The organism is Bradyrhizobium sp. SZCCHNR1017 (assembly GCF_032381375.1).
Lineage (GTDB): Bacteria > Pseudomonadota > Alphaproteobacteria > Rhizobiales > Xanthobacteraceae > Bradyrhizobium.
Window position 1 is genome coordinate 396,678 of record NZ_JAUHIR010000005.1, and the last position, 20,942, is coordinate 417,619.

Below are 20,942 nucleotides of genomic sequence, written 5' to 3' on the forward strand. Positions count from 1 at the left end.
CGACGTGCGGCGGGTCGCTCAGCGGTTGCCAGTTCTTTCCTCCCATCCCGGGATGGTGCGTTGCAACATTTATGTTGCGTTGCACCATTCAGAATGATATAGCTGAGTCACTCCGGTTTCATAAGGGACGGAGCGAGCCATAGCTCAGAAGCATTGAGGATGGAGACAGCCATGACCACCGAGACCAACACCGTGTTCGACACCGTCAAAGACGCCTTTGCGCCGGTGACCGACGCGTTCAAGAACCTGCAGACGATGGAAGTGCCGGAGTCCGCGCGGGAGTTCGTCAAGAAGACCGCGTCGACCGCCAAGGAGCGCGCTGCGGAGGCCCTCGCTGGCTCCGAGAAGGTGACGTCGGCGATCGAGACCGCCGTGTTCGACGGCGTGACCGAGGCCGGCAAGATCAGCCGGAACATTCAGCAGGCGCTGTATCAGGACACCGAGGCCTTCTTCGACGGCATCGACCGGCTGGCGTCCGCCAAGTCGATCAGCGAAGCCGTTCAGATCCAGGGTGAGCTGGCCCGTGCCCGCGGTGAGGCGCTCGTCGCCCGCGCCAAGTCGACCAGCGAGTATGTCGGCAAGCTCGTCACCGAAGGTGCCAAGCTCGCGCAGGAGAACATGGCCAAGGCCTACAACAAGACCGCCTGATCGCCTCGCGCATCAGCCGATCGACCTGCAAGGCCCGCATCGTGCGGGCCTTTTCTTTTGTGACCAGGCGAAACCGGATAAAGCGGAGACATGGCGCAGCCTCTGTCCCGCATCGTCAATCAACTGAAGAGCGAGCCGTCGCGCACGGGCTCGCTGATCATCACCGTGTTCGGCGACGCCATCGTGCCGCGGGGCGGCAGCGTCTGGCTCGGCAGCTTGCTCGCCTTCTTCGAAGGGCTCGCCATCGACGGCAGCGTGGTGCGCACGGCGATGTCGCGGCTGACGGCGGAAGGCTGGTTCGAGCGCAGCAGAATAGGACGCAACAGCTTCTATCGCCTGACCCGGCGCGGCGAACAGACCTTCGCCGGCGCCACCCGCCACATCTACGATTCGCCGCCGGCGGAATGGAACGGCAGCTTCGAACTGCTGCTCATCGGCAGCGCCGAGGATCGCGAGCAGGCGAGGACTGCGCTGCGCGATGCGGGCTTCGGCAGCCCGCTGCCCGGTGTGTTCGTGGCCCCCTCGAGCATCGCCGTCCCTGACGCAGTGGAGGGGGCCATCCGCCTGCAAGCGTCCGCCGGCTCCGACATGGCGCGACGGCTGGTCGCCGAGAGCTGGGCGCTGGAGCGGACGGCGGAGGCGTACCGCAAGTTCAGCGCCTCCTTTGCGCCGCTCAAGGACAGCATCGCGCGCGGCGAGGTGTTGTCCGACGGGCAGGCCTTCACCGCCCGGATCCTGCTGATCCACCACTATCGGCGCATCGTGCTGCGCGATCCGCTGCTGCCGGCCGAGCTGCTGCCGGGGAATTGGCCTGGACGGCAGGCCCGGGCGCTGTGCGGCGAGATTTATCGGTTGCTGCTGCCGGGTTCCGAGCGCTGGCTCGACGCGCATGCAACAAATGAGGAGGGGCCTCTGCCGGCGGCCGGAGCGGCGCTGCTGCGGCGTTTCGCCGTTGAGAATGCGGTCCGTTGATATATTACAGAATTCGATTGCACGGATGAAATCTCGTTATATATTGGCGTCAACCAAGTCCTGGGAGGACGCCGCCGCAATGTACACGCAGGCGCTCAATTCGCCCGAGGAGGGCAGCTTCGCCGAGGACGCTGGACGCGCCTCGCGCTTTCAGGCGCGCATCGATGCCGAAGAGCGCATCGAGCCGAACGATTGGATGCCGGCGGCCTATCGCAAGACGCTGGTCCGGCAGATCTCGCAACACGCCCATTCCGAAATCGTCGGCATGCTGCCCGAGGGCAACTGGATCACGCGCGCGCCGAGCCTGCGCCGCAAGGCAGCGTTGCTCGCCAAGGTCCAGGACGAGTGCGGCCACGGGCTGTATCTCTACGCCGCCGCCGAGACGCTCGGCGCCTCGCGCGAGGAGCTGGTCGATGCGATGCTCGCCGGCAAGGCCAAGTACTCCTCGATCTTCAACTACCCGACCCTGACCTGGGCAGACATCGGTGTGATCGGCTGGCTGGTCGACGGCGCCGCGATCATGAACCAGATTCCGTTGTGCCGCTGTTCCTATGGTCCCTATGCGCGTGCGATGATCCGCGTCTGCAAGGAGGAATCGTTCCATCAGCGGCAGGGCTACGAGATCATGCTCACGCTCTGCCGCGGCACGCCCGAGCAGAAGGCGATGGCGCAGGACGCGCTGAACCGCTGGTGGTGGCCGGTGCTGATGATGTTCGGCCCGCCCGACCAGGCCAGCCAGCACAGCGACACCTCGACCAAGTGGAAGATCAAGCGCTTCTCGAACGACGAGCTGCGCCAGAAGTTCATCGATGCCACCGTGCCGCAGGCGCAGTATCTCGGGCTCACCATTCCCGATCCCGAGATGACGCAGGACGAGCAGGGCCATTGGGTGCACGGCCCGATCGACTGGAACGAGTTCAAGCAGGTGCTGGCCGGCAACGGCCCGTGCAACCGCGATCGCATGGCCGCGCGCCGCAAGGCGCATGCCGAGGGCGCCTGGGTGCGCGAGGCCGCGACCGCCTACGCCGAGAAGCGCGCGCGGCGCCGGATGGCGCAGGCTGCCGAATAGGACAGGGAGATCGAAATGGCGACGCCGAACACGCCGTTGTGGGAAGTCTTCATCCGCAGCCGCAACGGGCTTGCGCACAAGCATTGCGGCTCGCTGCACGCGCCGGATGCGACCATGGCACTGCAGGCGGCGCGCGATCTCTACACCCGCCGCGGCGAGGGCCTGTCGATCTGGGTGGTGCCGTCGAGCGCGATCACCGCGTCCGATCCTGCCGACAAGGGCATGATGTTCGAGCCGGCGGAGTCGAAGATCTATCGGCATCCGACGTTCTACGATGTGCCCGAGGAAGTCGGGCATATGTGAGTGCGGACGGCCGTCAGCCGTCGTCATTGCGAGCGCAGCGAAGCAATCCAGACTGCCGGCTCGGATGAATCCCTGGATTGCTGCGCTCGCAATGGCTGAGTTCGTGGCGGGCCTGATCGGATCACAACCATGACCGCTCCCTCGATCACCGTCTGCGAAACGCCGCTGGTGCTCTACACCTTGCGCCGCGCCGATGATGCGCTGATCCTCGGCCATCGCCTCTCCGAATGGTGCGGCCATGCGCCTGTTCTCGAAGAGGACATGGCGCTGTCCAACATGGCGCTCGATCTGATCGGTCAGGCGCGCGAGCTCTACGGCTACGCCGCCAAGGTCGAGGGTCGCGACAATGACGAGGACAAGCTCGCTTATCTCCGGGATGTCAGGCAGTATCGCAACCTGCTGCTGGTCGAGCGTCCAAATGGCGACTTCGCGCACACGATGGTGCGGCAGCTGTTCTACGCGGCGTTCGCCGATCTGTATTGGCGCGGCATGATGGGCTCGACCGATGCGACCCTGGCGGCGATCGCGGCCAAGTCGGAGAAGGAATGCGCCTATCATTTGCGCCACGCCAGCGAATGGGTGATCCGGCTCGGTGACGGCACCGACGAAAGCCACGCCCGCGCGCAAGCCGCGATCGATGACCTCTGGCCCTATACCGGCGAGATGTTCAGCGTCGACGAGAGTGAGCGCGGTCTGATCGACGCGGGTATCGCGATCGATCCGACGATGCTGCTGCCGGAATGGCTGTCGAGCGTGTCGCATGTCGCGCGCGAGGCGACCCTGATGCTGCCGGAGAACGAGTGGATGCAGCAGGGCGGCCGCGACGGCCGGCACAGCGAGCATCTCGGCCATCTCCTCTGCGAGCTGCAATACATGCAGCGCAGCTTTCCCGGTGCGACATGGTAGTTGCGGATTTCAGCCCGGCCGAGCTGCGCCAGCGCGCCTGGGACGCCGCGGCATCGGTGGTCGATCCGGAAATTCCGGTGCTGACGATCGACGATCTCGGCGTCCTGCGCGAGGTCGAGGTCGTCGGCGACCGCGTCGAGGTCGCGATCACGCCGACCTATTCGGGCTGTCCGGCGATGAACATGATCGCGCTGGAGATCGAGCTGGCGCTCGAGCGCGCCGGCTTCCGTGAGACCCACGTTCGCACAGTGCTGTCGCCGGCCTGGACCACGGACTGGATGAGCGAGGCGGGGCGGCGCAAGCTGCGGGAGTACGGCATCGCGCCGCCGCAGCCGTCGAGCGGGCGCCGCGCTCTGTTCGGCGTGGCCGAGGTCGCGTGTCCGCAATGCGGATCCGTCGATACCGAGCAACTCGCCGAGTTCGGCTCGACCTCGTGCAAGGCGCTGTGGCGCTGCAGATCGTGCCGCGAGCCGTTCGATTATTTCAAGTGCCACTGATGCAGCAGCCGTCATCGCGAGCGCAGCGACTTTGTCCGCCGAAGCCCGAAGGGCGTAGGCGGAAGCGATCCAGAGTCCCGCGCGCGGTCCTGGATTGCTTCGTCGCTTCGCTCCTCGCAATGACGGGAGGATGAACCCGATGTCGACCACGCCACGCTTCCACCGTCTCGCTATCCGTGACCTGCGCCGCGAGGCGCCCGATGCCGTGTCGCTGACCTTTGCGATTCCGAACGAGCTGGCGGCGGACTATCAGTTCGCGCCGGGGCAATATCTCACGTTGAAGACCACGCTCGGCGGCGAGGAGGTGCGGCGCTCCTATTCGATCTGCTCCGGCCCCGATGATGACGAGATCCGCATCGCGGTGAAGCGCGTCGATGGCGGCGCGTTCTCCAGCTTCGTCACTGACGAACTGAAGCGCGGCGACGAGATCGACGTGATGACGCCGACCGGCCGCTTCGGTGTCGCGCTGCAGCCTGAGGCGGCCCGCATCCATGTCGGCTTCGCGGCCGGCTCCGGAATCACGCCGATCCTCTCGATCGTGAAGGCCGTGCTGGCGCGGGAGCCGCACAGCCGCTTCTTCCTGTTCTACGGTAACCGCACCACCGCAGGCATGCTGTTCCGCGAAGAGCTCGAGGAGCTTAAGGATCGCTTCCTCGACCGCTTCTCGCTGTTCCACGTCATCTCCGGCGAGGAGCAGGATCTGCCGATCCTGCACGGCCGGCTCGATGGCGAGAAGGTGCGCGTGCTGCTGCGCTCGCTGGTGCCGGCCGAGACCGTCGATCACGTCTTCATCTGCGGTCCCATCGGGATGAGCGAGGATATCGAGGCCGCCTGCCGCGCGCTCGGGATCTCCGACGACCGCGTCCATGTCGAGCGCTTCGTCTCCGGCGCCGGCGGCAAGCCGCGGACCAAGATTGTCGTTCCGGACTCGGCGCCGCCGAAGGCCATCGCCGCCCTGATCATCGACGGCAAGCGCCGCGAGGTTCCGGTCGCCGACGGCGAAGCCATCCTCGACGCCGCGCTGCGTGCCGGTGTCGACTTGCCCTTCGCCTGCAAGGGCGGCATGTGCTCCACCTGCCGCGCCAAGCTGGTCGAGGGCAAGGCCGAGATGGAGCTGAACTACTCGCTCGAGCCTTGGGAGCTGAAAGCGGGGTTCGTGCTGACGTGCCAGGCCAGGCCGGTGACGGAGCGGGTGGTGGTGGACTACGATCATATGTGAGGAACTACGCTCGCCGTCATTGCGAGGAGCGAAGCGACCAAGCAATCCAGAATCTTCGCGCTGCCCTGGATTGCTTCGCTTCGCTCGCAAGGACGAGCCGCGACCATTTGCCGAACCTCACACTCGCGACACCAACAATTACCCCACCGGCCGCTTGTCCTTGATCCGTTTCGCCTTGCCGGCCGAGCGCTCCAGCGTGTCGGGCGGGACGACTTTCACCTTTGCCGTGAGGCCAATGGTGTTCTTGATGTGGATGGAGATGCGCTCGGCGTGCGCGCCGAGGCCGCTCTCGTCCCAATGCTCGGGGCGCGACTCCGCGTAGATGGTCAGCTCGTCCATGCGGCCCTCGCGCGTCAGCTCCAGCATGAAATGGCCGCCGCACCACTCGGTCGACAGCAGGATCTCCTCGATCTGTGACGGGAACAGGTTGACGCCGCGCAGGATGATCATGTCGTCGGAGCGGCCCGTGACCTTCTCCATCCGTCGCATTCCCGGCCGCGCGGTGCCCGGCAGCAGCCGCGTCAGATCGCGGGTGCGATAGCGGATGACGGGAAAGGCCTCCTTGGTCAACGAGGTGAACACCAGTTCGCCCATCTCGCCGTCGGGCAGCACCTTGCCGGTGTCGGGATCGACGATCTCCGGATAGAAATGATCCTCCCAGATGTGCAGCCCGTCCTTGGTCTCCAGGCATTCCTGCGCCACACCAGGGCCGATCACCTCGGACAGGCCGTAGATGTCGGTGGCGTCCATCGCGAACGCATCCTCGATCTCGGCGCGCATCGCATTGGTCCACGGCTCGGCGCCGAAGATGCCGATCCTGAGCGAGCTCTGCCGCGGATCGAGGCCCTGACGCTTGAACTCGTCGAGGATTGCCAGCATGTAGCTTGGCGTCACGGTGATGATGTCAGGGCGGAAATCATTGATCAGCTGCACCTGCCGCTCGGTCATGCCGCCGGAGATGGGCACCACCGTGCAGCCGAGCTGCTCGGCGCCGTAATGGACGCCGAGGCCGCCGGTGAACAGGCCATAGCCGTAGGCGTTGTGGATGATCATGCCGCTCCTGCCGCCGGCGGCGCGGATCGAGCGGGCCATCACGGCCGACCAGGTCGCGATGTCGTTCCTGGTATAGCCGACCACGATCGGCTTGCCGGTCGTGCCCGAGGAGGCGTGTACCCTTACCAGTTGCTCGCGCGGCACGGCGAACATGTTGAACGGGTAATTGTCGCGCAGGTCGGTCTTCACCGTGAACGGAAACTTGGCGAGGTCGGCGAGCTCGCGGAAGTCGGAGGGATGCACCCCCGCCTTGTCGAAGGCGCGGCGGTAATGGGCGACGTTGTCGTAGGCGTGCTTCAGCGACCAGGCGAGCCGGCTCGTCTGCAGCGCCATGATCTCGTCGCGCGAGGCTCGCTCGGCTGCGTCCATCTCGGGAACGTAGCTGCCGGTCGATTGAAGCTTGGTCGATGTCATGGTCAGGTCCTCCGGCAGGGGCGCGGGGCGATAGGGAAGCGGATCAGCTCGCGGCGGCCGGGACCAGCGTGCCGCCGATGCTGCGGGAATGGCCGCGGAATTCGGCGATCACCGTGTCGCCTGCCGTAACGCGGACATCATAGATGCCTGAGCGCCCGCTGCGGGATACCTCGTGCGCGCGAGCAAGCAGAACGTCGCCGAGCTTGCCGGGGCGGATGAAGCTGATGCTGCCCTGTGCGGCCACGGTGCGGTCGTTGTGCGAGTTGCAGGCAAAGGCGAAGGCGGAATCGGCCAGCGTGAAGATGAAGCCGCCATGGGCGATGCCGTGGCCGTTGACCATGTGCGGCTGCACCGTCATCTGCAGCGCGGCGCGTCCGGGGCCGATCTCGACGATGTGCATGCCGAGCCCCTGGCTGGCGCGGTCATCCTGCCACATCGCGTCGGCGCAGGCGCGGGCGAGAGCGTCGGCGGAAAGTGTCGCCACGCCGCTCACCGTGCGGCCTCCATGCATGCGCAATGCGTCGGCCACCCCTGAGGATGCGCTTCTGAAATCACGGCGTTCTCTCCCGTCGATGCTTGTTGGAACAAGCATTCTCATCTAGTTAGGTGCGACATCGTGGCAAATATTCTGCGCGCGTCAAGCGAAAGCGCTGCCTGCGCAACGCGCGTGTTGTCTGCAACCGGAAGGATTCCCGAACGTGCCCGAAGCCGCCAATCTGGCCATGATGGCCGGTCTCGTGATCGGCCTGGTCTATGGCGTGGTGGGGCTGCTCAGCGGCTTCTGCATGATGAGCAGCCTGCGCGGCTGGTGGGCCGACGGCGACCGCCGGCTGGTGCGAACTTACGCCCTGGCGATGGGCATCGCCATCATCGCCACACAGCTGCTCGCGGCCAACGGCGCCGTCGATCTCGGCAAGTCGATCTATCTGCAGCCGACGTTCTCGGTGCCACTGATGCTCTTGGGCGGTGTTCTGTTCGGCTACGGCATGGTGCTCGCCAACGGTTGCGGTTCGCGCGCGCTGGTGCTGCTCGGCCGCGGCAATCTGCGCTCCTTCGTCGTCGTGACCGTGCTCGCGATCGCGGCGGAGATGACGTTGAAGGGCCTGATCGCGCCGCTGCGCATCGCGCTGATGCAGGGCTCGCAGACCACGGCGACCGCGACGTCGCTGCCGGCTGTGCTGTCGGTCGGTGGCCTGCATGGTGCAGCGGCGCGGCTGCTGCCGGCCCTCGGGCTCGGCGGCGCGCTGATCGTCTTCGCCCTTGCGCATGCGCCATTCCGGCGCGCGCCCGGCCAGATGCTCGCCGGCCTCGTCGTCGGCCTGCTGATCGCGGCCGGCTGGTTCGCGACCGGCACTCTCGGCGCGGACGATTTCAACCCCGTGCCGGTCGCGTCCCTGACCTTCGTCGCGCCGATCGCCGATGCCCTGCAATACATCATGCTGTCGACCGGCTCGACCGCCAATTTCGGCATCGCCACCGTGGCCGGGGTGCTCGCCGGCAGCCTCGTCACCGCGGTGGCGACGCGGCGCTTCAAGCTCGAAGGCTTCCACTCTCCGCATCACATGCTGCGCTCGGTTGGCGGCGCCGCGCTGATGGGCATCGGCGGCGTGATGGCGCTGGGCTGCTCGGTCGGGCAGGGCCTGACAGGGCTGTCGACCCTGGCGCTGCCGTCCTTCGTCGCCGTCGCGGGAATCTTCATCGGCACGGCGGCCGGCCTGCGCGGAGCGTTGCGCGTCAGGCCGCTGAAGAGCGAGCCGCAGGCCGCGCGTTAGTCTCATTGTGTCACGACCACCGTCGTTCCGGGGCAATCGTCGGTGCGAAGTCGCGAAGCGGCTGTGCGTCGGCGATTGAGCCCGGAATCTCGACATTGCCGGAAATGGACGCAGGACAATCTCGGGATTCCGGGTTCAAGGCCTCGCGGCCTTGCCCCGGAATGACGGTGGTTGTGACTCAGCCGAATGAGCTCACTCCGTCGCGCGCGTGACGATACGGATCTCCGACGTCAGCGTCCGGTGCACCGGGCATTTGTCGGCGATCTCCATCAGCTTCCTGCGCTGCTCCTGATCGAGCGCGCCGTCCAGGTGGATCTCGCGGTCGAGCTGATCGATCAGCCCGACCTTGGTCTCGCACTCCGCGCAGTCCTCCGCATGGATCTTGCTGTGGCGCAAGGTGACCGTGATGCGGTCGAGCGGCAGGAATTTGCGGTCGGCATAGAGCCGCATCGTCATCGAGGTGCAGGCGCCGAGCGCCGCGAGCAGGAGGTCGTAGGGGCCCGGGCCGGTGTCCTGGCCGCCGACCGAGAGCGGCTCGTCGGCGGTGAGATGATGCGGGCCGAGCGCGATGGCCTGCTGCAGCTTGCTCGACCGGGTCTCGCGCACGACCACGTCGCGCGGACCATCCGCGGGCGCCGGCTCGGCGGCCGCCGGCGCGACGTAACGGCCGGCCCAGCTCGCGATCACCTCGGCGATGTAGGCTGCGTCCTCCTTCCTGCTGATGAGATGATCAGCGTGATCGAGCGAGATGAAGCTCTTCGGATGCCTGGCGGCGACGAAGATCTTCGTCGCGTTGTCGATGCCGACGGTGTCGTCGACAGGCGAGTGCATCACCAGCAGCGCCTTGTGCAGATGCTTGACCCTGTCGAGCAGGCGCTGCTCGACGACGTCGTCGAGGAACGAGCTGCTGATGCGGAACGGACGGCCCGCGAGCGAGACCTCGGCCGAGCCGTCGCGGCGGATCGCCTCGAGGCTGTCCTTGAATAGCGCGGTGACGTGGCCCGGGTCGGAGGGCGCCGCGATCGTCACCACGGCTTTCGCATCGGGAATGTCGCCGGCGGCGGCCAGCACGGCGGCTCCGCCGAGGCTGTGGCCGATCAGGATCGCCGGCGGCTGTCGGGTCTCGCGCAGATGATTGGCGGCGCGGACGAGGTCGGCGACGTTGGAGGAGAACGTCGTGTTGGCGAAGTCGCCTTCGCTGGAGCCCAGGCCGGTGAAGTCGAACCGCAGCACGGCGATGCCATGGGCCGTCAGCGCCATGGCAATGCGCCGCGCCGCATGCGTGTCCTTGCCGCAGGAGAAGCAATGCGCGAACAGCGCATAGGCCCGCGGCGCGCCATCAGGCAGATCGAGCGCCGCGGAGAGCTTGTCGCCGCCTGCGCCTTCAAACTGGAAACGTTCGGTCGGCATGATGTGGTCTCCATCCGTTGCGTCTTCACCGCCGTGCGAGGCGATGACACGGCATCGTTCCCCGTTGTCATACAACAGATCTGGCCATACGCGCAGACATGGTGGCATACCCTCGCGGCCTGCACGGCCCGAGCTCCGCGGATCTTCCACCCTCTTGAAACAAGAGGGCGCAGGGAAGGTCGGGAGCCTGCCGCCCCCATGGCCCGCCTGCGGAAAAAATGCAGGCGGCAGAACCACAGGTACGGCTGAGGACATCCCGGCCTTCCCTGCGCAATGGTTGGAACGGCTTATACGTGCTCTCTCCGGGGAACGGCTTTCTTGCCCCCGTCATCGCGATGCGCGTCATCCGCACCACGACTTGACGCCAGCACCGCGGCGCCGAGACCACACGATTTCACCGTGCGCACCGGATCGTTCGTCCGCACGGAAGACCATGCTGCGACCCGTCGCGCCCACCGCATCCCGCGCTCCACGTCCGTGACGATCGCGATACGCCCCTCTGCAACGAGGCGGGATGGCGAGGAGTAAATCACGATTTTCAGAAATTGGCAAGAGGTAATATGTCTGGGTGGGCGACTTGTCGAGCATCAATCGCCCACGCGATGCAGCAATGATCACTCCCGTGGAGGCAGGAGCTCGATCTCCTGCTCGCCGTGCCGGATCGCCGTCGGCAGGTCTTGCGCGACAAGATCGGAAATCCATCGGACCAGCGCGGGAAGGGCTTCGTCCTTCGCTTGCCGGCGGAGTGGGGGCAAGTCCCGCTCGTGTGCGGTGCCGACTTTGATGTTGAGACGCTCGTAAGGAATGTCGCCGTCCGGCGGCCGATATCGTGCATCGAACAGACGCCTGCCGTGGCTGCGAACGAGGTGGATGCGAATGCCGCCGAGATCTCTTGCGGTCAGTGCGGCGAGGATGACGCTCGGCTTGAGAAGGTACCCATAGCCTTTGGGGATCTTGCCGGTTTCTGAGGTGAACTCCATGCTGCATCTCTGGCACGTTCGGATATCGCGGTGACCGCGCTTCGGGTCGGAACCGATAGCATGCAGTCCGTAGGGTGGGCAAAGCGAAGCGTGCCCACCAATCTTTTCTCATCGGCGGGGCGATGGTGGGCACGACGCGTTCCGCGTCTTTGCCCGCCCTACGGCTCCGCGGGCGTGTCGATACGCGAGCCCGTCAGTCCGAATAGCGCTGCTCGGCCCAGGGATCGCCGCGGTTGTGATAGCCGCGCACCTCCCAATAGCCGGGTCTGTCGGCCTCGAGAAACTCGATCGCCTTCAGCCATTTCGCGCTCTTCCAGAAATACAGATGCGGCACGACGACGCGCACGGGGCCGCCATGCTCTCCAGTCAACGGCGCGCCGGACCAGCTATGCGCGAGCAACGCATCCTCGGTCGCGAAGTCTTCGAGCGTCAGGTTCGTCGTGTAGCCGTCATAGGAATGCAGCACGACGAATTCAGCGCTGTCACGCGGCCGGCAGGCGGCGAGCAGGTCACGTGTGGCGAGCCCTTCCCATTGATTGTCGTAGCGCGACCAGGTCGTGACGCAGTGGATGTCGGAGACGAACTGGCGCTGCTCCTGGGCGAGGAAGGCGCGCATGTCCCAGAACAGCGGGTTCTCGACGGCGCCATAGACATCGAGTCGCCAGCGCTCTGATGTGACCGACGGTGTCAGGCCGAGGTCGAGCACCGGCCAGTCGCGGGTCAGATGCTGCCCCGGCGGCAGGCGCTGGTCCTCCGGCCTGATGATGCGGCCGGTCAGGAATTTGCCCTCGCGCGCCCAGCGTTCCTTGCTGCGGGTCAGCTTGCTCTCGGGCGGCAGGCTGGACTCGTCGGCCATCTCGACACCTCGTCAATTCGTGCGGGCTCTTTTGCGCGGGCTCATTCGTGCCGGTGCATCGCGGACGCATGCTTGGTATCGCGCATGCTCGCATAGATCAGCAGCGACAGGAAGATCACGCCGGTGAGATAATAATAGAACCACGTCTCGTGCCCTATGCTCTTGAAGTAGAGGGCGATCGCCGGCGCGGTGCCGCCGAACAGCGATACGGTGATCGCATAGGGCAGGCCGACACCGAGCGCGCGGACATTGGTCGGAAACAGCTCGGCCTTCACCACCGCATTGATCGAGGTGTAGCCCGCCGTGAAGATCCAGGCGCCGCAGATCAGCAGGAAGGCTGTGAACGGCTCCTTGGTGCCCTTCAGTACCGTCAGGATCGGGATCGTCGACAAGGTGCCGGCGACGCCGAAGAAGATCAGCAGCGGCTTGCGACCGATGCGGTCGGAGATCGCGCCATACAGCGGCTGCAGCACGCAGGCGAACAGCAGCGAGCCGAAGATCACCATCGTGGTCTGGTCCTCGGTGAGGCCGACCGAGAGCTTCACGAAGGTCTGCATGTAGGTGGTGAAGGTGTAGAACGCGGCGGTGCCGCCCGCGGTCAGGCCGACCACCAGCAGCAGCTCCCGCGGATATTTGAACAGGGCGGTGATCGAGCCGGAAGGGCCTACGGTCTTCTTGGCCTCCACGAAGGCTTCGGTCTCGTGCAGGTTCCGCCGCATCACCGCGACGAAGATTGCGAGGCCGGCACCGATCGCGAACGGAATGCGCCAGCCCCAGGCTCGCAATTCTTCCGGGGTCAGGAACACCTTCTGCAACAGCAAAAGCACGATGATCGCGGTGAGCTGCCCGCCGATCAGGGTGACATATTGGAAGCTCGAATAGAAGCCGCGATGCTTGGCGTCGGCGACCTCGGAGAGATAGGTGGCGCTGGCGCCATATTCGCCGCCGAGGCTGAGGCCTTCGATCACGCGGGCGAGCGCCAGGATGATCGGCGCGGCGATGCCGATGGTGGCATAGGTCGGTGTCACCGCGATGATCAGCGAGCCGAAGCACATGCAGAGCACCGAGACGGTCAGCGACAGCCGCCGGCCATGGTGATCGGCGAGATAGCCGAACAGCCAGCCGCCGAGCGGGCGCATCAGGAACGTCGCGGCGAACACGACAGCGGCGTTGAGCTGCTCGACCACCGGGTCCTTCGACGGAAAGAAGGCCGGCGCGAAGTACAGCGCGAACGCCGTATAGGCATAGAAATCGTACCACTCGACCAGGTTGCCGGCCGAGCCGATCAGGATCGCCTTGATGCGCCGCTCGACGTCGGTGAATGTGGTAGTGTCCGCGGCAGGCAGCAGCGCCTCGTCTGTCATATCCGGTCTCCGGCAAGCATGATTTGCGGCCCTTCTACGGCAGCCGCCCGGATTGCCAACAGCCGATAACGGACATGGGTCCCATGTTCAGAGCATGGAACTCGGCGGATGGCGGCCTTGAAGAAAAGCCCCGTTCGTCGGCCATCGCGCCACGAAAGCAAGTCCCGATCCTCATGGTGAGGAGCGCCGCAAGGCGCCTCTCGAACCATGAGGCCGCCGACCAAACTAGCCCTTCGGCGCGCGCGGATCGATCGGGGTCGAGCTGGCCACGCCAAGAACATCTTCCAGCACCTTGGCGCCGGCGAGCAGCTTGGCGTCGGCGCGCGGCGCCGCGATCATTTGCAGGCCGATCGGCAGGCCCGTTTCCGTGAAGCCGCAGGGCAGCGACAGGGCTGGGCAGCAGGCCAGCGTGATCGCATAGACGATGCCGAGCCACTGCACGTAGTTGTCGAACTTCTGCCCGGCGCATTCGGCGACGTAGCGGTTCTCGACCGGGAAGGGGGGCACGATGGTCGCCGGCGCCAGCAGCAGATCATACGTCTCGAAGAACTTCACCGCGCGCGCGGTGATCGCGACGCGCTGCGCCTCGGCGCGCGCGATCTGCGCGACCGTGAGCTTCAGCCCTTCCTCGATGTTCCAGATCACCTCGGGCTTGAGCAGGTCGCGCTTGGTGCGCAGCAGCTCCGCCTTGCTCATCGCGAAGTCGAGCGCGCGCAGCACGTGGAAGCATTCATGCGCCTCGCTGAAATCGGGATGCGCCTCCTCGACGATCACGCCGAGCTCGGCGAAGCGCTGCGCCGCCTTGCGGGTGACGGCAGCGACTTCGGGATCGACGGGCGTGATGCCGAGATCGGGCGAGTAGGCGACGCGGACTGGCTTCCTGCCGGAGCGCGCGGCGGCCAGGAACGACGTCGCAGGCGAGGGCAGCGAGATCGGATCCGCGGCGTGCTCGCCGCTCATCGCGTCCAAGAGCAGCGCGAGGTCTGTGACGTTGCGGGCCATCGGGCCCTGGATGGCGAGATTGCGGTCGATGGCCACCGCCGGCGTATGCGCGACGCGGCCGAAGCTCGGGCGCAGGCCGACGATGCCGCAGAAGCTGGCGGGATTGCGCAGCGAGCCGCCCATGTCGGAGCCGTGCGCCAACCAGGCCATGCCGGTGGCGAGCGCCACCGCGGCGCCGCCGGAGGAGCCGGCCGCCGAGCGGGACGTGTCCCAGGGATTGCGCGTCGCGCCGAACACCTCGTTGAAGGTGTTGGCGCCGGCGCCGAACTCCGGCGTGTTCGACTTGGCGTAGATCACGCCGCCATTGGCTTCGAGATGCTCGACCATGAGATCGGAGCGTTCCGGAATCCGGTCCTTGAAGATCGGCGAGCCCTGGGTGGTGAGCACGCCGGCGACGTCGGTGAGATCCTTGATCGGCACGGGCAGCCCGGCCAGCACGCCGCGCTCGGCAGCCGGCTTCTGCATCAGCGCCTTGGCGTGATCGCGCGCGCGATCGAAGCACAGCGTCGGCAGCGCATTGACCTTGCCGTCGACGGCTGCGATGCGCGCTTCCAGCGCGTCGAGGCAATCCAGCGGCGTGACCTCGCCGGACTTCAACTTGTCGACGACGGCGCAGGCGCTCTCGCGGATCAATCCCTGGTCGGCCAAAGCTTAGTTCTCCTGATGGCAAGCGTCCCGGCGCCTCGCTGTAGATCACGTTTCGGCTGAGGTGGAAAGGTCGCGGCGATCAACCCCACCCTGCGCTGATGCCGCCATCGACGGTATAGATCACGCCGGAGGTGTAGCCGGCACGGTCCGAGGCCAGGAACGCCATCAGGTCGGCGATCTCGCTGACATGCGCGGGGCGGCCGAGCGGCAGGCTCTTCTGGAACTCCGTGTAGCGGCTGTCGTCGCCGAACAGGTCGCGGGCCCGCGCCTTCAACAGGGTGACGTGACGATCGGTGCCGACCGGCCCGGGATTGATGCCGACGACGCGGATGTTGTCGGCGAGGCTCTTGGAGCCGAGCGCGCGGGTGAAGGCCATCAACGCTGCATTGCCGGCGCTGCCGCAGATGTAGTTGGCGTCGAACTTCTCGCCGGCCGCGCCGATGTCGTTGATGATCACGCCGCCGCCGCGCGCCTTCATCTGGGCATAGACCAGCCGGGTCAGGTTGATGAAGCCGAACACCTTGAGGTCCCAGGCATGCCGCCAGGCCGCCTCGTCGATCTTGTCGATCGCGCCGCCCGGAATATCGCCGGCATTGTTGACGAGAATGTCGATGTCGGACGCCTCCTGCGCCAGCCGCGCGACGTCTTCGGATTTCCGCAGGTCCACCACATGCGCGGCTGCATCGATCTGGTGCTTCGATCGGAGCTGCTCGACCAGGGCGGAAAGGCGATCGCCGCTGCGCGCAGCGAGCCGGACGTGGCAGCCTTCCTCGGCAAAGGCTTCGGCCGCCGCGGCGCCGATTCCCTTGGACGCGCCGGTGATGAGAACGCGCTTGCCGCGCAGATGAAGGTCCATGGAGGCTCTCGCTGAGGGGAGGGAGACCGGATTGTCGGGCGCGTCAGCCATGCGGTCAATCTTGCACCGCAGCGTTGCGCTTCCCGGTCGTTTGGTCCATTCAGGCGTCGACGATTTCAGCCGGGACAGTCCGGCAGCACCATCTGAGGATCCGCTCGATGAGCAAGAAGCCCTATCGCATCGCAGTCATTCCCGGCGACGGCATCGGCAAGGAGGTCATGCCCGAGGGCATCCGCGTGATCGAGGCCGCCGCCAAGAAGCATGGCGTCGCCGTGCAGTTCGACCATTTCGACTTCTCGAGCTACGACTACTACGAGAAGCACGGCCAGATGATGCCGGACGATTGGAAGGCGCAGATCGGCGGTCATGACGCGATCTATTTCGGCGCCGTCGGCTGGCCGGCCAAGATCGCGGACCACGTCTCGCTGTGGGGCTCGCTGATCAAGTTCCGCCGCGAGTTCGATCAGTACGTGAATCTCAGGCCCGTACGGCTGATGCCCGGCGTGCCGTCGCCGCTGGCGGGCCGCAAGCCCGGCGATATCGATTTCTGGGTGGTGCGCGAGAACACCGAGGGCGAGTATTCCTCGGTCGGCGGCCGCATGTTTCCGGACACCGACCGCGAGTTCGTGACGCAGCAGACGGTGATGACCCGCACCGGCGTCGACCGCATCCTGAAGTTCGCCTTCGAGCTGGCTCGGTCCAGGCCGAAGAAGCATCTGACCTCGGCGACCAAGTCCAACGGCATCTCGATCACGATGCCGTATTGGGACGAGCGCGTCGAGGCGATGGCGAAGAACTATCCGGGCGTGAAGTGGGACAAGTACCACATCGACATCCTCACCGCGAACTTCGTGCTGCACCCGGACTGGTTCGACGTCGTCGTCGGCTCCAACCTGTTCGGCGACATCCTGTCCGATCTCGGCCCGGCCTGCACCGGCACCATCGGCATCGCGCCGTCGGGCAACATCAACCCGGAGCGCCATTTCCCGTCGGTTTTCGAGCCGGTGCACGGCTCCGCGCCCGATATCGCGGGGCAGGGGATCGCCAACCCGATCGGCATGATCTGGTCGGGCGCGATGATGCTGGAGCATCTCGGCGAAAAGACCGCGGCGCAGTCGATCGTCGGCGCGATCGAGCGCACGCTCGCCGAGCGCACCTTGCGCACGCGCGATCTCGGCGGCAATGCCGATACCGAGGCGTGCGGCAAGGCGGTCGCGGAGATGGTGGATTAGGAACGCTGTTTGTCGTCGCTCCGGCGGACGCCGGGTTGCATAGCCACGGTTCGTAAGGCGGATTAGCGGAGCGTAACCTGCCTTACTCATCGTTGCTGGACGACGGCGGATTACGCTCCGCTAATCCGCCCTACGCGATTGCCACCGTCCGCTCTCGATCAATCACGCGGTATAGGTTGCCTGCGTTGGCCGGGACGACAGCGGTAGTTTAGGCGACAGCTCGACCAACAACGTCATTGCGAGGAGCGTAGCGACGAAGCAATCAGGGGCGCCGCGGGACTCTGGATCGCTTCGCTGCGCTCGCAATGACGGAGGAGAGAGCGCTTACTCTGCCGCCACCCGCCGGCAGTGCTCCCACGCGGCGTGGATCAGGTTTTCGCTCGCCTCCGGGGTGCGGAAGGCCGAGTGCGCGGACAGCGTCACGTTCGGGATCGTGGTCAGCACGTGACCGGCGGGCAGCGGCTCGGTGGTGAAGACGTCGAGGCCGGCGTGGCGGATGTGGCCGCTGCGCAAGGCATCGATCATCGCGGCCTCGTCGACGATGGCGGCGCGGGCGGTGTTGACGAAGATCACGCCCTTGCGCATCTGCGCGATGCGCTCGCGCGACAGGAAGCCGCGGGTCTCGTCGTTGAGCAGGAGGTGCAGCGAGACGACATGGCTCTGCTGCAGCAGCGTGTCGAGGTTGACGAAGTCGACGCCCGGATGGCTCTTCGGCGAGCGGTTCCAGGCGATCACCTTCATGCCGCTGCCCGACGCGATGCGCGCGACCTCGGCGGCGATGCCGCCGAAGCCGATCAGGCCGAGCGTCTTGCCGGTCAGCTGCATGCCGTCGTCGCGCAGCCAGTTGCCGGCGCGCATCTCGCGGTCCATCTGCGCGATGCCGCGCGCCGAGGCCCACATCAGCGCAATGGCGGCTTCGGCAACCGCCGTGTCGCCATAGCCCTTGATCAAATGCACGGTGATGCCGAGCTGGCTAAGCTCCTCGGGGTTCATGTAGCTGCGCGCGCCGGTGCCGAGAAAGACGACGTGCTTGAGGCCCTTGCACTGCTTCGCGACCTCGGTGGGCAGGGCGGTGTGATCGACCACGCCGATCTCGGCGCCGTCGAGGATCGCCGGCCAGTCCTCCGGCTTGATGTCGGGGTTGAGATGCACGCGCATCTCGGGATCGCCCGATTTGCGCTGCCGCTCGAAGATCTCGGCCAGCGAGTCGTTGGCGTCGATGAATACTCCGCGCACGGATACCTCCTAGTTGTCCTGCCTGGCTAGTGCGGCAACAGAGGCGAACTCCCTCCCCCTTGCGGGGGGGAGGGTTGGGGAGGGGGTAGCCCCGGGCGACACCGCCGTTGTGGACCCCCACCCCCGACCCCCCCCCCGCAAGGGGGAGGGGAGCCCAGCGTGCCCGCGCTATTCAGGCTTGTGATTGATCATTGATATTGGAGTAGATTGAAGCAGTAGATCACGACGGCACGCCCGCCAGCGACAGGACGGTGTGCAGCAGGACATTCGCGCCGGCGGCGCAGTCGGATTGCGTCGCGTCCTCGAGCTCGTTGTGGCTGATGCCGTCCTTGCAGGGCACGAACACCATGGCGGCCGGCATGATCGTGTTCAGATTGCAGGCGTCGTGGCCCGCTCCCGACGTGATGCGCCGGTGCGAATAGCCGAGCGTGCCGGCGGCGCGCTCGACGGCATCGACCAGCTTCGGATCGAAATGCGTCGGCGGCTTGCGCCAGACCTGGTCGATCGCGATCTCGACGCGGCGCTTCTTCGCAATTTCACCCGCGGCCGCGCGCAGGCTGGCATCGAGTGCGTCCAGCGTATCGGCATTGGCGCTGCGGCAATCGATGGTGAAGGCGATCTCGCCGGGGATCACGTTGCGCGAGGGATTGGCGATGACGGCCTCGCCGATGGTCGCGACCGCGTTCGGCCCGAGCTTGAGCGCGATCTGCTCCAGGGTCAGCGTAAACTCCGACAGCGCCAGCAGCGCGTCGCGGCGCAGCGGCATCGGCGTCGAGCCGGCATGGCTCTCGAAGCCCGTGACCTTGCCGTCGTACCAGAACACGCCCTGGCCGTGGTCGACCACGCCGATGGTCTTGTTCTCGGCCTCCAGGATCGGACCCTGCTCGATGTGCAGCTCGACGAAACCGGAGAATTTCTGCGTGCCGACGGCCGTCGCGCCGCGATAGCCGATCTCGTCCAGCGCCGCGCCCACGGTCATGCCTGCGGCATCTGTCCGCGACAAAATGTCCTCAACCGTGAAGTCGCCGACATAGGCGGCCGAGGCCATCATGGCCGGCGCGAAGCGCGAGCCTTCCTCATTGGTCCAGTTGACGATGCACAGCGGCGCGTCGGTCTCGATGCCGGCGTCGTTGAGGGTGCGGATCACCTCCAGCGCGCCGAGCGTGCCCAGAATGCCGTCGAACTTGCCGCCCGTGGGCTGGGTGTCGAGATGCGAGCCGAGCCCGACCGGCGGCTTCGCCATGTCGCGCCCCTTGCGAAGTGCAAACATCGAGCCGAGCGTGTCGACGCGCACTTCGAGCCCGGCATCCTCGCAGGCTTTCCGGAACCAGTCGCGGACCTGCTTGTCCTCCTGGCTCAGGGTCAGCCGCCGCACGCCGCCCTTCGGCGTGGCGCCGAACCTGGCGGTCTCGTGGATGCTGTCCCAGAGGCGGGCGGAATCGATCTGCAGATTGGTGACGGCGCGGCTCATGCTTGAATTCCCTGTACTCCGGCATCCTGTCCATCGCGCGCCGCGACGAGCCCGTCAACCGATGCAGAGGGATGGCTGGCCGTCTGCGCCGTCCGGACTGCGAGCTCGGCGACGCGCTCGATCGCGATCATCTCGGGCGACGACAGCCAGCTCGCGGTGAAGGTCAGCGGTGGAATCCTCAGGTCCGTCTTCAACTCCTGCAGGCGGCCGCTCTCGATCTCGTTGGCGACGATCGCGGCCGGAATGACGGCGACGCCGAGCCCCTCGACCGCCATGTGGATCACGGTCGCCAGCGAGGCGCTGGCGTGCAGCCGCATCGGCGGCAGATGCGGGCGGTTGAACAGCGAACGCACATTGTCATAGGGCTGGGTGTTGCGCGGAAAGGTGATGATCGGAAACCGCGCCATCTGCTCGGCGGTGACCACGCCCGTGCCGAAGCCGAGGGCAGGGCTGGCGAGGAAGCTGATCGGATAGTCGCACAGCACGCGGCTGCGGATGCCGGACTCGGAGGGCGCGCCCAGCGCGAAGGCGAGCTCGATCTCCTGCGCCAGCAGGCGCGCGTGCAGATGGGGCGTGACGTCGACCTCGATCTCCAGCGACAGATTCGGATAGCTCTCGTTGACGCTCTTGATCAGCCGCGGCAGCCAGTCGTGCACGATGGTCTCGGCGACGCCGAGCCGGAGCACGCCGCGCATCGCCGAGCGGTCGCCGACCTCGGCCAGCATCTCCGCGCGCAGGCCGATCAGCTTCTCGGCATAGACCAGCATCTGCCGGCCGCTCGCGGTCGGGGACGCCACGCGATGATCACGGTTGAGTAGCTTGACGCCGAGCTCGCGCTCGAGCTGGGCGATGCGCTGGGAGATGGCGGGCTGGGTCGTATTGAGGCGCTGCGCCGCGCCGCGGAAGCTGCCAAGCTTCACGACCCAGAGGAAGGTCTCGATGGAACGGAAATCCAGCATCGCGCCCCGCTCGGATCAATTTGTCTTATCGATCCTGATTAAAAACGAAGATTAGACTTTATAGCATGGCTGATG

The 20,942-nt window shown here is 66.2% G+C and carries 20 protein-coding genes; 9 read left to right on the top strand and 11 right to left on the bottom strand.

The annotated features are described in order from the left end of the window. Nucleotides 1-171 precede the first annotated feature (171 nt). From QW863_RS16275 to paaE, 7 genes are all read left to right on the top strand, one after another. The gene (locus QW863_RS16275; RefSeq protein WP_315715766.1) at nucleotides 172-648 is read left to right on the top strand and encodes a phasin; all 477 of its coding nucleotides are present in this window, start codon (nucleotides 172-174) and stop codon (nucleotides 646-648) included. A 90-nt stretch (nucleotides 649-738) separates the two neighbouring features. Next, a complete protein-coding gene (paaX, locus tag QW863_RS16280) occupies nucleotides 739-1,620 on the top strand; it encodes a phenylacetic acid degradation operon negative regulatory protein PaaX (RefSeq protein ID WP_315715767.1) in 882 nt (293 codons plus the stop codon). A gap of 79 nt (nucleotides 1,621-1,699) precedes the next feature. Next, a complete protein-coding gene (gene paaA / locus QW863_RS16285; RefSeq protein WP_315715768.1) occupies nucleotides 1,700-2,689 on the top strand; it encodes a 1,2-phenylacetyl-CoA epoxidase subunit PaaA in 990 nt (329 codons plus the stop codon). Between the two features lie 15 nt (nucleotides 2,690-2,704). After that, on the top strand, nucleotides 2,705-2,992 hold the full coding sequence (paaB, locus tag QW863_RS16290) for a 1,2-phenylacetyl-CoA epoxidase subunit PaaB (protein ID WP_315715769.1): 288 nt from the start codon (nucleotides 2,705-2,707) through the stop codon (nucleotides 2,990-2,992). A gap of 129 nt (nucleotides 2,993-3,121) precedes the next feature. After that, a complete protein-coding gene (gene paaC, locus QW863_RS16295; protein WP_315715770.1) occupies nucleotides 3,122-3,898 on the top strand; it encodes a 1,2-phenylacetyl-CoA epoxidase subunit PaaC in 777 nt (258 codons plus the stop codon). After that, complete coding sequence (paaD, locus tag QW863_RS16300) at nucleotides 3,892-4,395, top strand: 1,2-phenylacetyl-CoA epoxidase subunit PaaD (protein WP_315715771.1); 504 nt, start codon at nucleotides 3,892-3,894, stop codon at nucleotides 4,393-4,395. Before paaC ends, paaD begins: the two co-directional genes overlap by 7 nt. Before the next feature lie 139 nt (nucleotides 4,396-4,534). Continuing rightward, the gene (paaE, locus tag QW863_RS16305; RefSeq protein WP_315715772.1) at nucleotides 4,535-5,614 is read left to right on the top strand and encodes a 1,2-phenylacetyl-CoA epoxidase subunit PaaE; all 1,080 of its coding nucleotides are present in this window, start codon (nucleotides 4,535-4,537) and stop codon (nucleotides 5,612-5,614) included. 138 nt (nucleotides 5,615-5,752) lie between these two features. Here the strand turns inward: paaE and paaK are convergent, their stop codons facing one another. Then, on the bottom strand, nucleotides 5,753-7,081 hold the full coding sequence (paaK, locus tag QW863_RS16310; RefSeq protein WP_315715773.1) for a phenylacetate--CoA ligase PaaK: 1,329 nt from the start codon (nucleotides 7,079-7,081) through the stop codon (nucleotides 5,753-5,755). Nucleotides 7,082-7,124: 43 nt separating this feature from the next. Further along, on the bottom strand, nucleotides 7,125-7,574 hold the full coding sequence (paaI, locus tag QW863_RS16315) for a hydroxyphenylacetyl-CoA thioesterase PaaI (protein ID WP_315715775.1): 450 nt from the start codon (nucleotides 7,572-7,574) through the stop codon (nucleotides 7,125-7,127). 232 nt (nucleotides 7,575-7,806) lie between these two features. On the opposite strand from paaI, the gene QW863_RS16320 reads away from it, so the two are divergent. Further along, nucleotides 7,807-8,853: a YeeE/YedE family protein gene (locus QW863_RS16320; RefSeq protein WP_315715828.1), complete on the top strand. Its 1,047-nt coding sequence runs from the start codon at nucleotides 7,807-7,809 to the stop codon at nucleotides 8,851-8,853. A 192-nt stretch (nucleotides 8,854-9,045) separates the two neighbouring features. Here the strand turns inward: QW863_RS16320 and QW863_RS16325 are convergent, their stop codons facing one another. The 6 genes from QW863_RS16325 to QW863_RS16350 form a co-directional block, all read right to left on the bottom strand. Then, complete coding sequence (locus tag QW863_RS16325; RefSeq protein WP_315715776.1) at nucleotides 9,046-10,263, bottom strand: bifunctional alpha/beta hydrolase/OsmC family protein; 1,218 nt, start codon at nucleotides 10,261-10,263, stop codon at nucleotides 9,046-9,048. Nucleotides 10,264-10,877: 614 nt separating this feature from the next. Further along, nucleotides 10,878-11,243 (bottom strand): hypothetical protein, encoded by a 366-nt coding sequence (locus tag QW863_RS16330; protein ID WP_315715777.1) that lies wholly within the window; start codon nucleotides 11,241-11,243, stop codon nucleotides 10,878-10,880. Between the two features lie 193 nt (nucleotides 11,244-11,436). Then, the gene (locus QW863_RS16335; RefSeq protein ID WP_315715778.1) at nucleotides 11,437-12,099 is read right to left on the bottom strand and encodes a sulfite oxidase-like oxidoreductase; all 663 of its coding nucleotides are present in this window, start codon (nucleotides 12,097-12,099) and stop codon (nucleotides 11,437-11,439) included. Nucleotides 12,100-12,140: 41 nt separating this feature from the next. After that, a complete protein-coding gene (locus tag QW863_RS16340) occupies nucleotides 12,141-13,463 on the bottom strand; it encodes an MFS transporter (RefSeq protein WP_315715779.1) in 1,323 nt (440 codons plus the stop codon). 225 nt (nucleotides 13,464-13,688) lie between these two features. Continuing rightward, nucleotides 13,689-15,113, bottom strand: coding sequence for an amidase (locus tag QW863_RS16345; RefSeq protein WP_315715780.1), 1,425 nt, complete (start codon nucleotides 15,111-15,113; stop codon nucleotides 13,689-13,691). Between the two features lie 79 nt (nucleotides 15,114-15,192). Beyond that, nucleotides 15,193-15,969 (bottom strand): SDR family oxidoreductase, encoded by a 777-nt coding sequence (locus tag QW863_RS16350; RefSeq protein ID WP_315715781.1) that lies wholly within the window; start codon nucleotides 15,967-15,969, stop codon nucleotides 15,193-15,195. A gap of 158 nt (nucleotides 15,970-16,127) precedes the next feature. On the opposite strand from QW863_RS16350, the gene QW863_RS16355 reads away from it, so the two are divergent. Then, nucleotides 16,128-17,201, top strand: coding sequence for a tartrate dehydrogenase (locus tag QW863_RS16355; protein WP_315715782.1), 1,074 nt, complete (start codon nucleotides 16,128-16,130; stop codon nucleotides 17,199-17,201). Between the two features lie 324 nt (nucleotides 17,202-17,525). Here QW863_RS16355 and QW863_RS16360 read toward each other — a convergent pair whose 3' ends face one another. The 3 genes from QW863_RS16360 to QW863_RS16370 form a co-directional block, all read right to left on the bottom strand. Continuing rightward, nucleotides 17,526-18,437 (bottom strand): NAD(P)-dependent oxidoreductase, encoded by a 912-nt coding sequence (locus tag QW863_RS16360; RefSeq protein WP_315715783.1) that lies wholly within the window; start codon nucleotides 18,435-18,437, stop codon nucleotides 17,526-17,528. Between the two features lie 220 nt (nucleotides 18,438-18,657). After that, a complete protein-coding gene (locus QW863_RS16365; protein ID WP_315715784.1) occupies nucleotides 18,658-19,908 on the bottom strand; it encodes a Zn-dependent hydrolase in 1,251 nt (416 codons plus the stop codon). Continuing rightward, nucleotides 19,905-20,867 (bottom strand): LysR family transcriptional regulator, encoded by a 963-nt coding sequence (locus QW863_RS16370; protein WP_315715785.1) that lies wholly within the window; start codon nucleotides 20,865-20,867, stop codon nucleotides 19,905-19,907. Before QW863_RS16370 ends, QW863_RS16365 begins: the two co-directional genes overlap by 4 nt. Nucleotides 20,868-20,942: the final 75 nt, after the last annotated feature.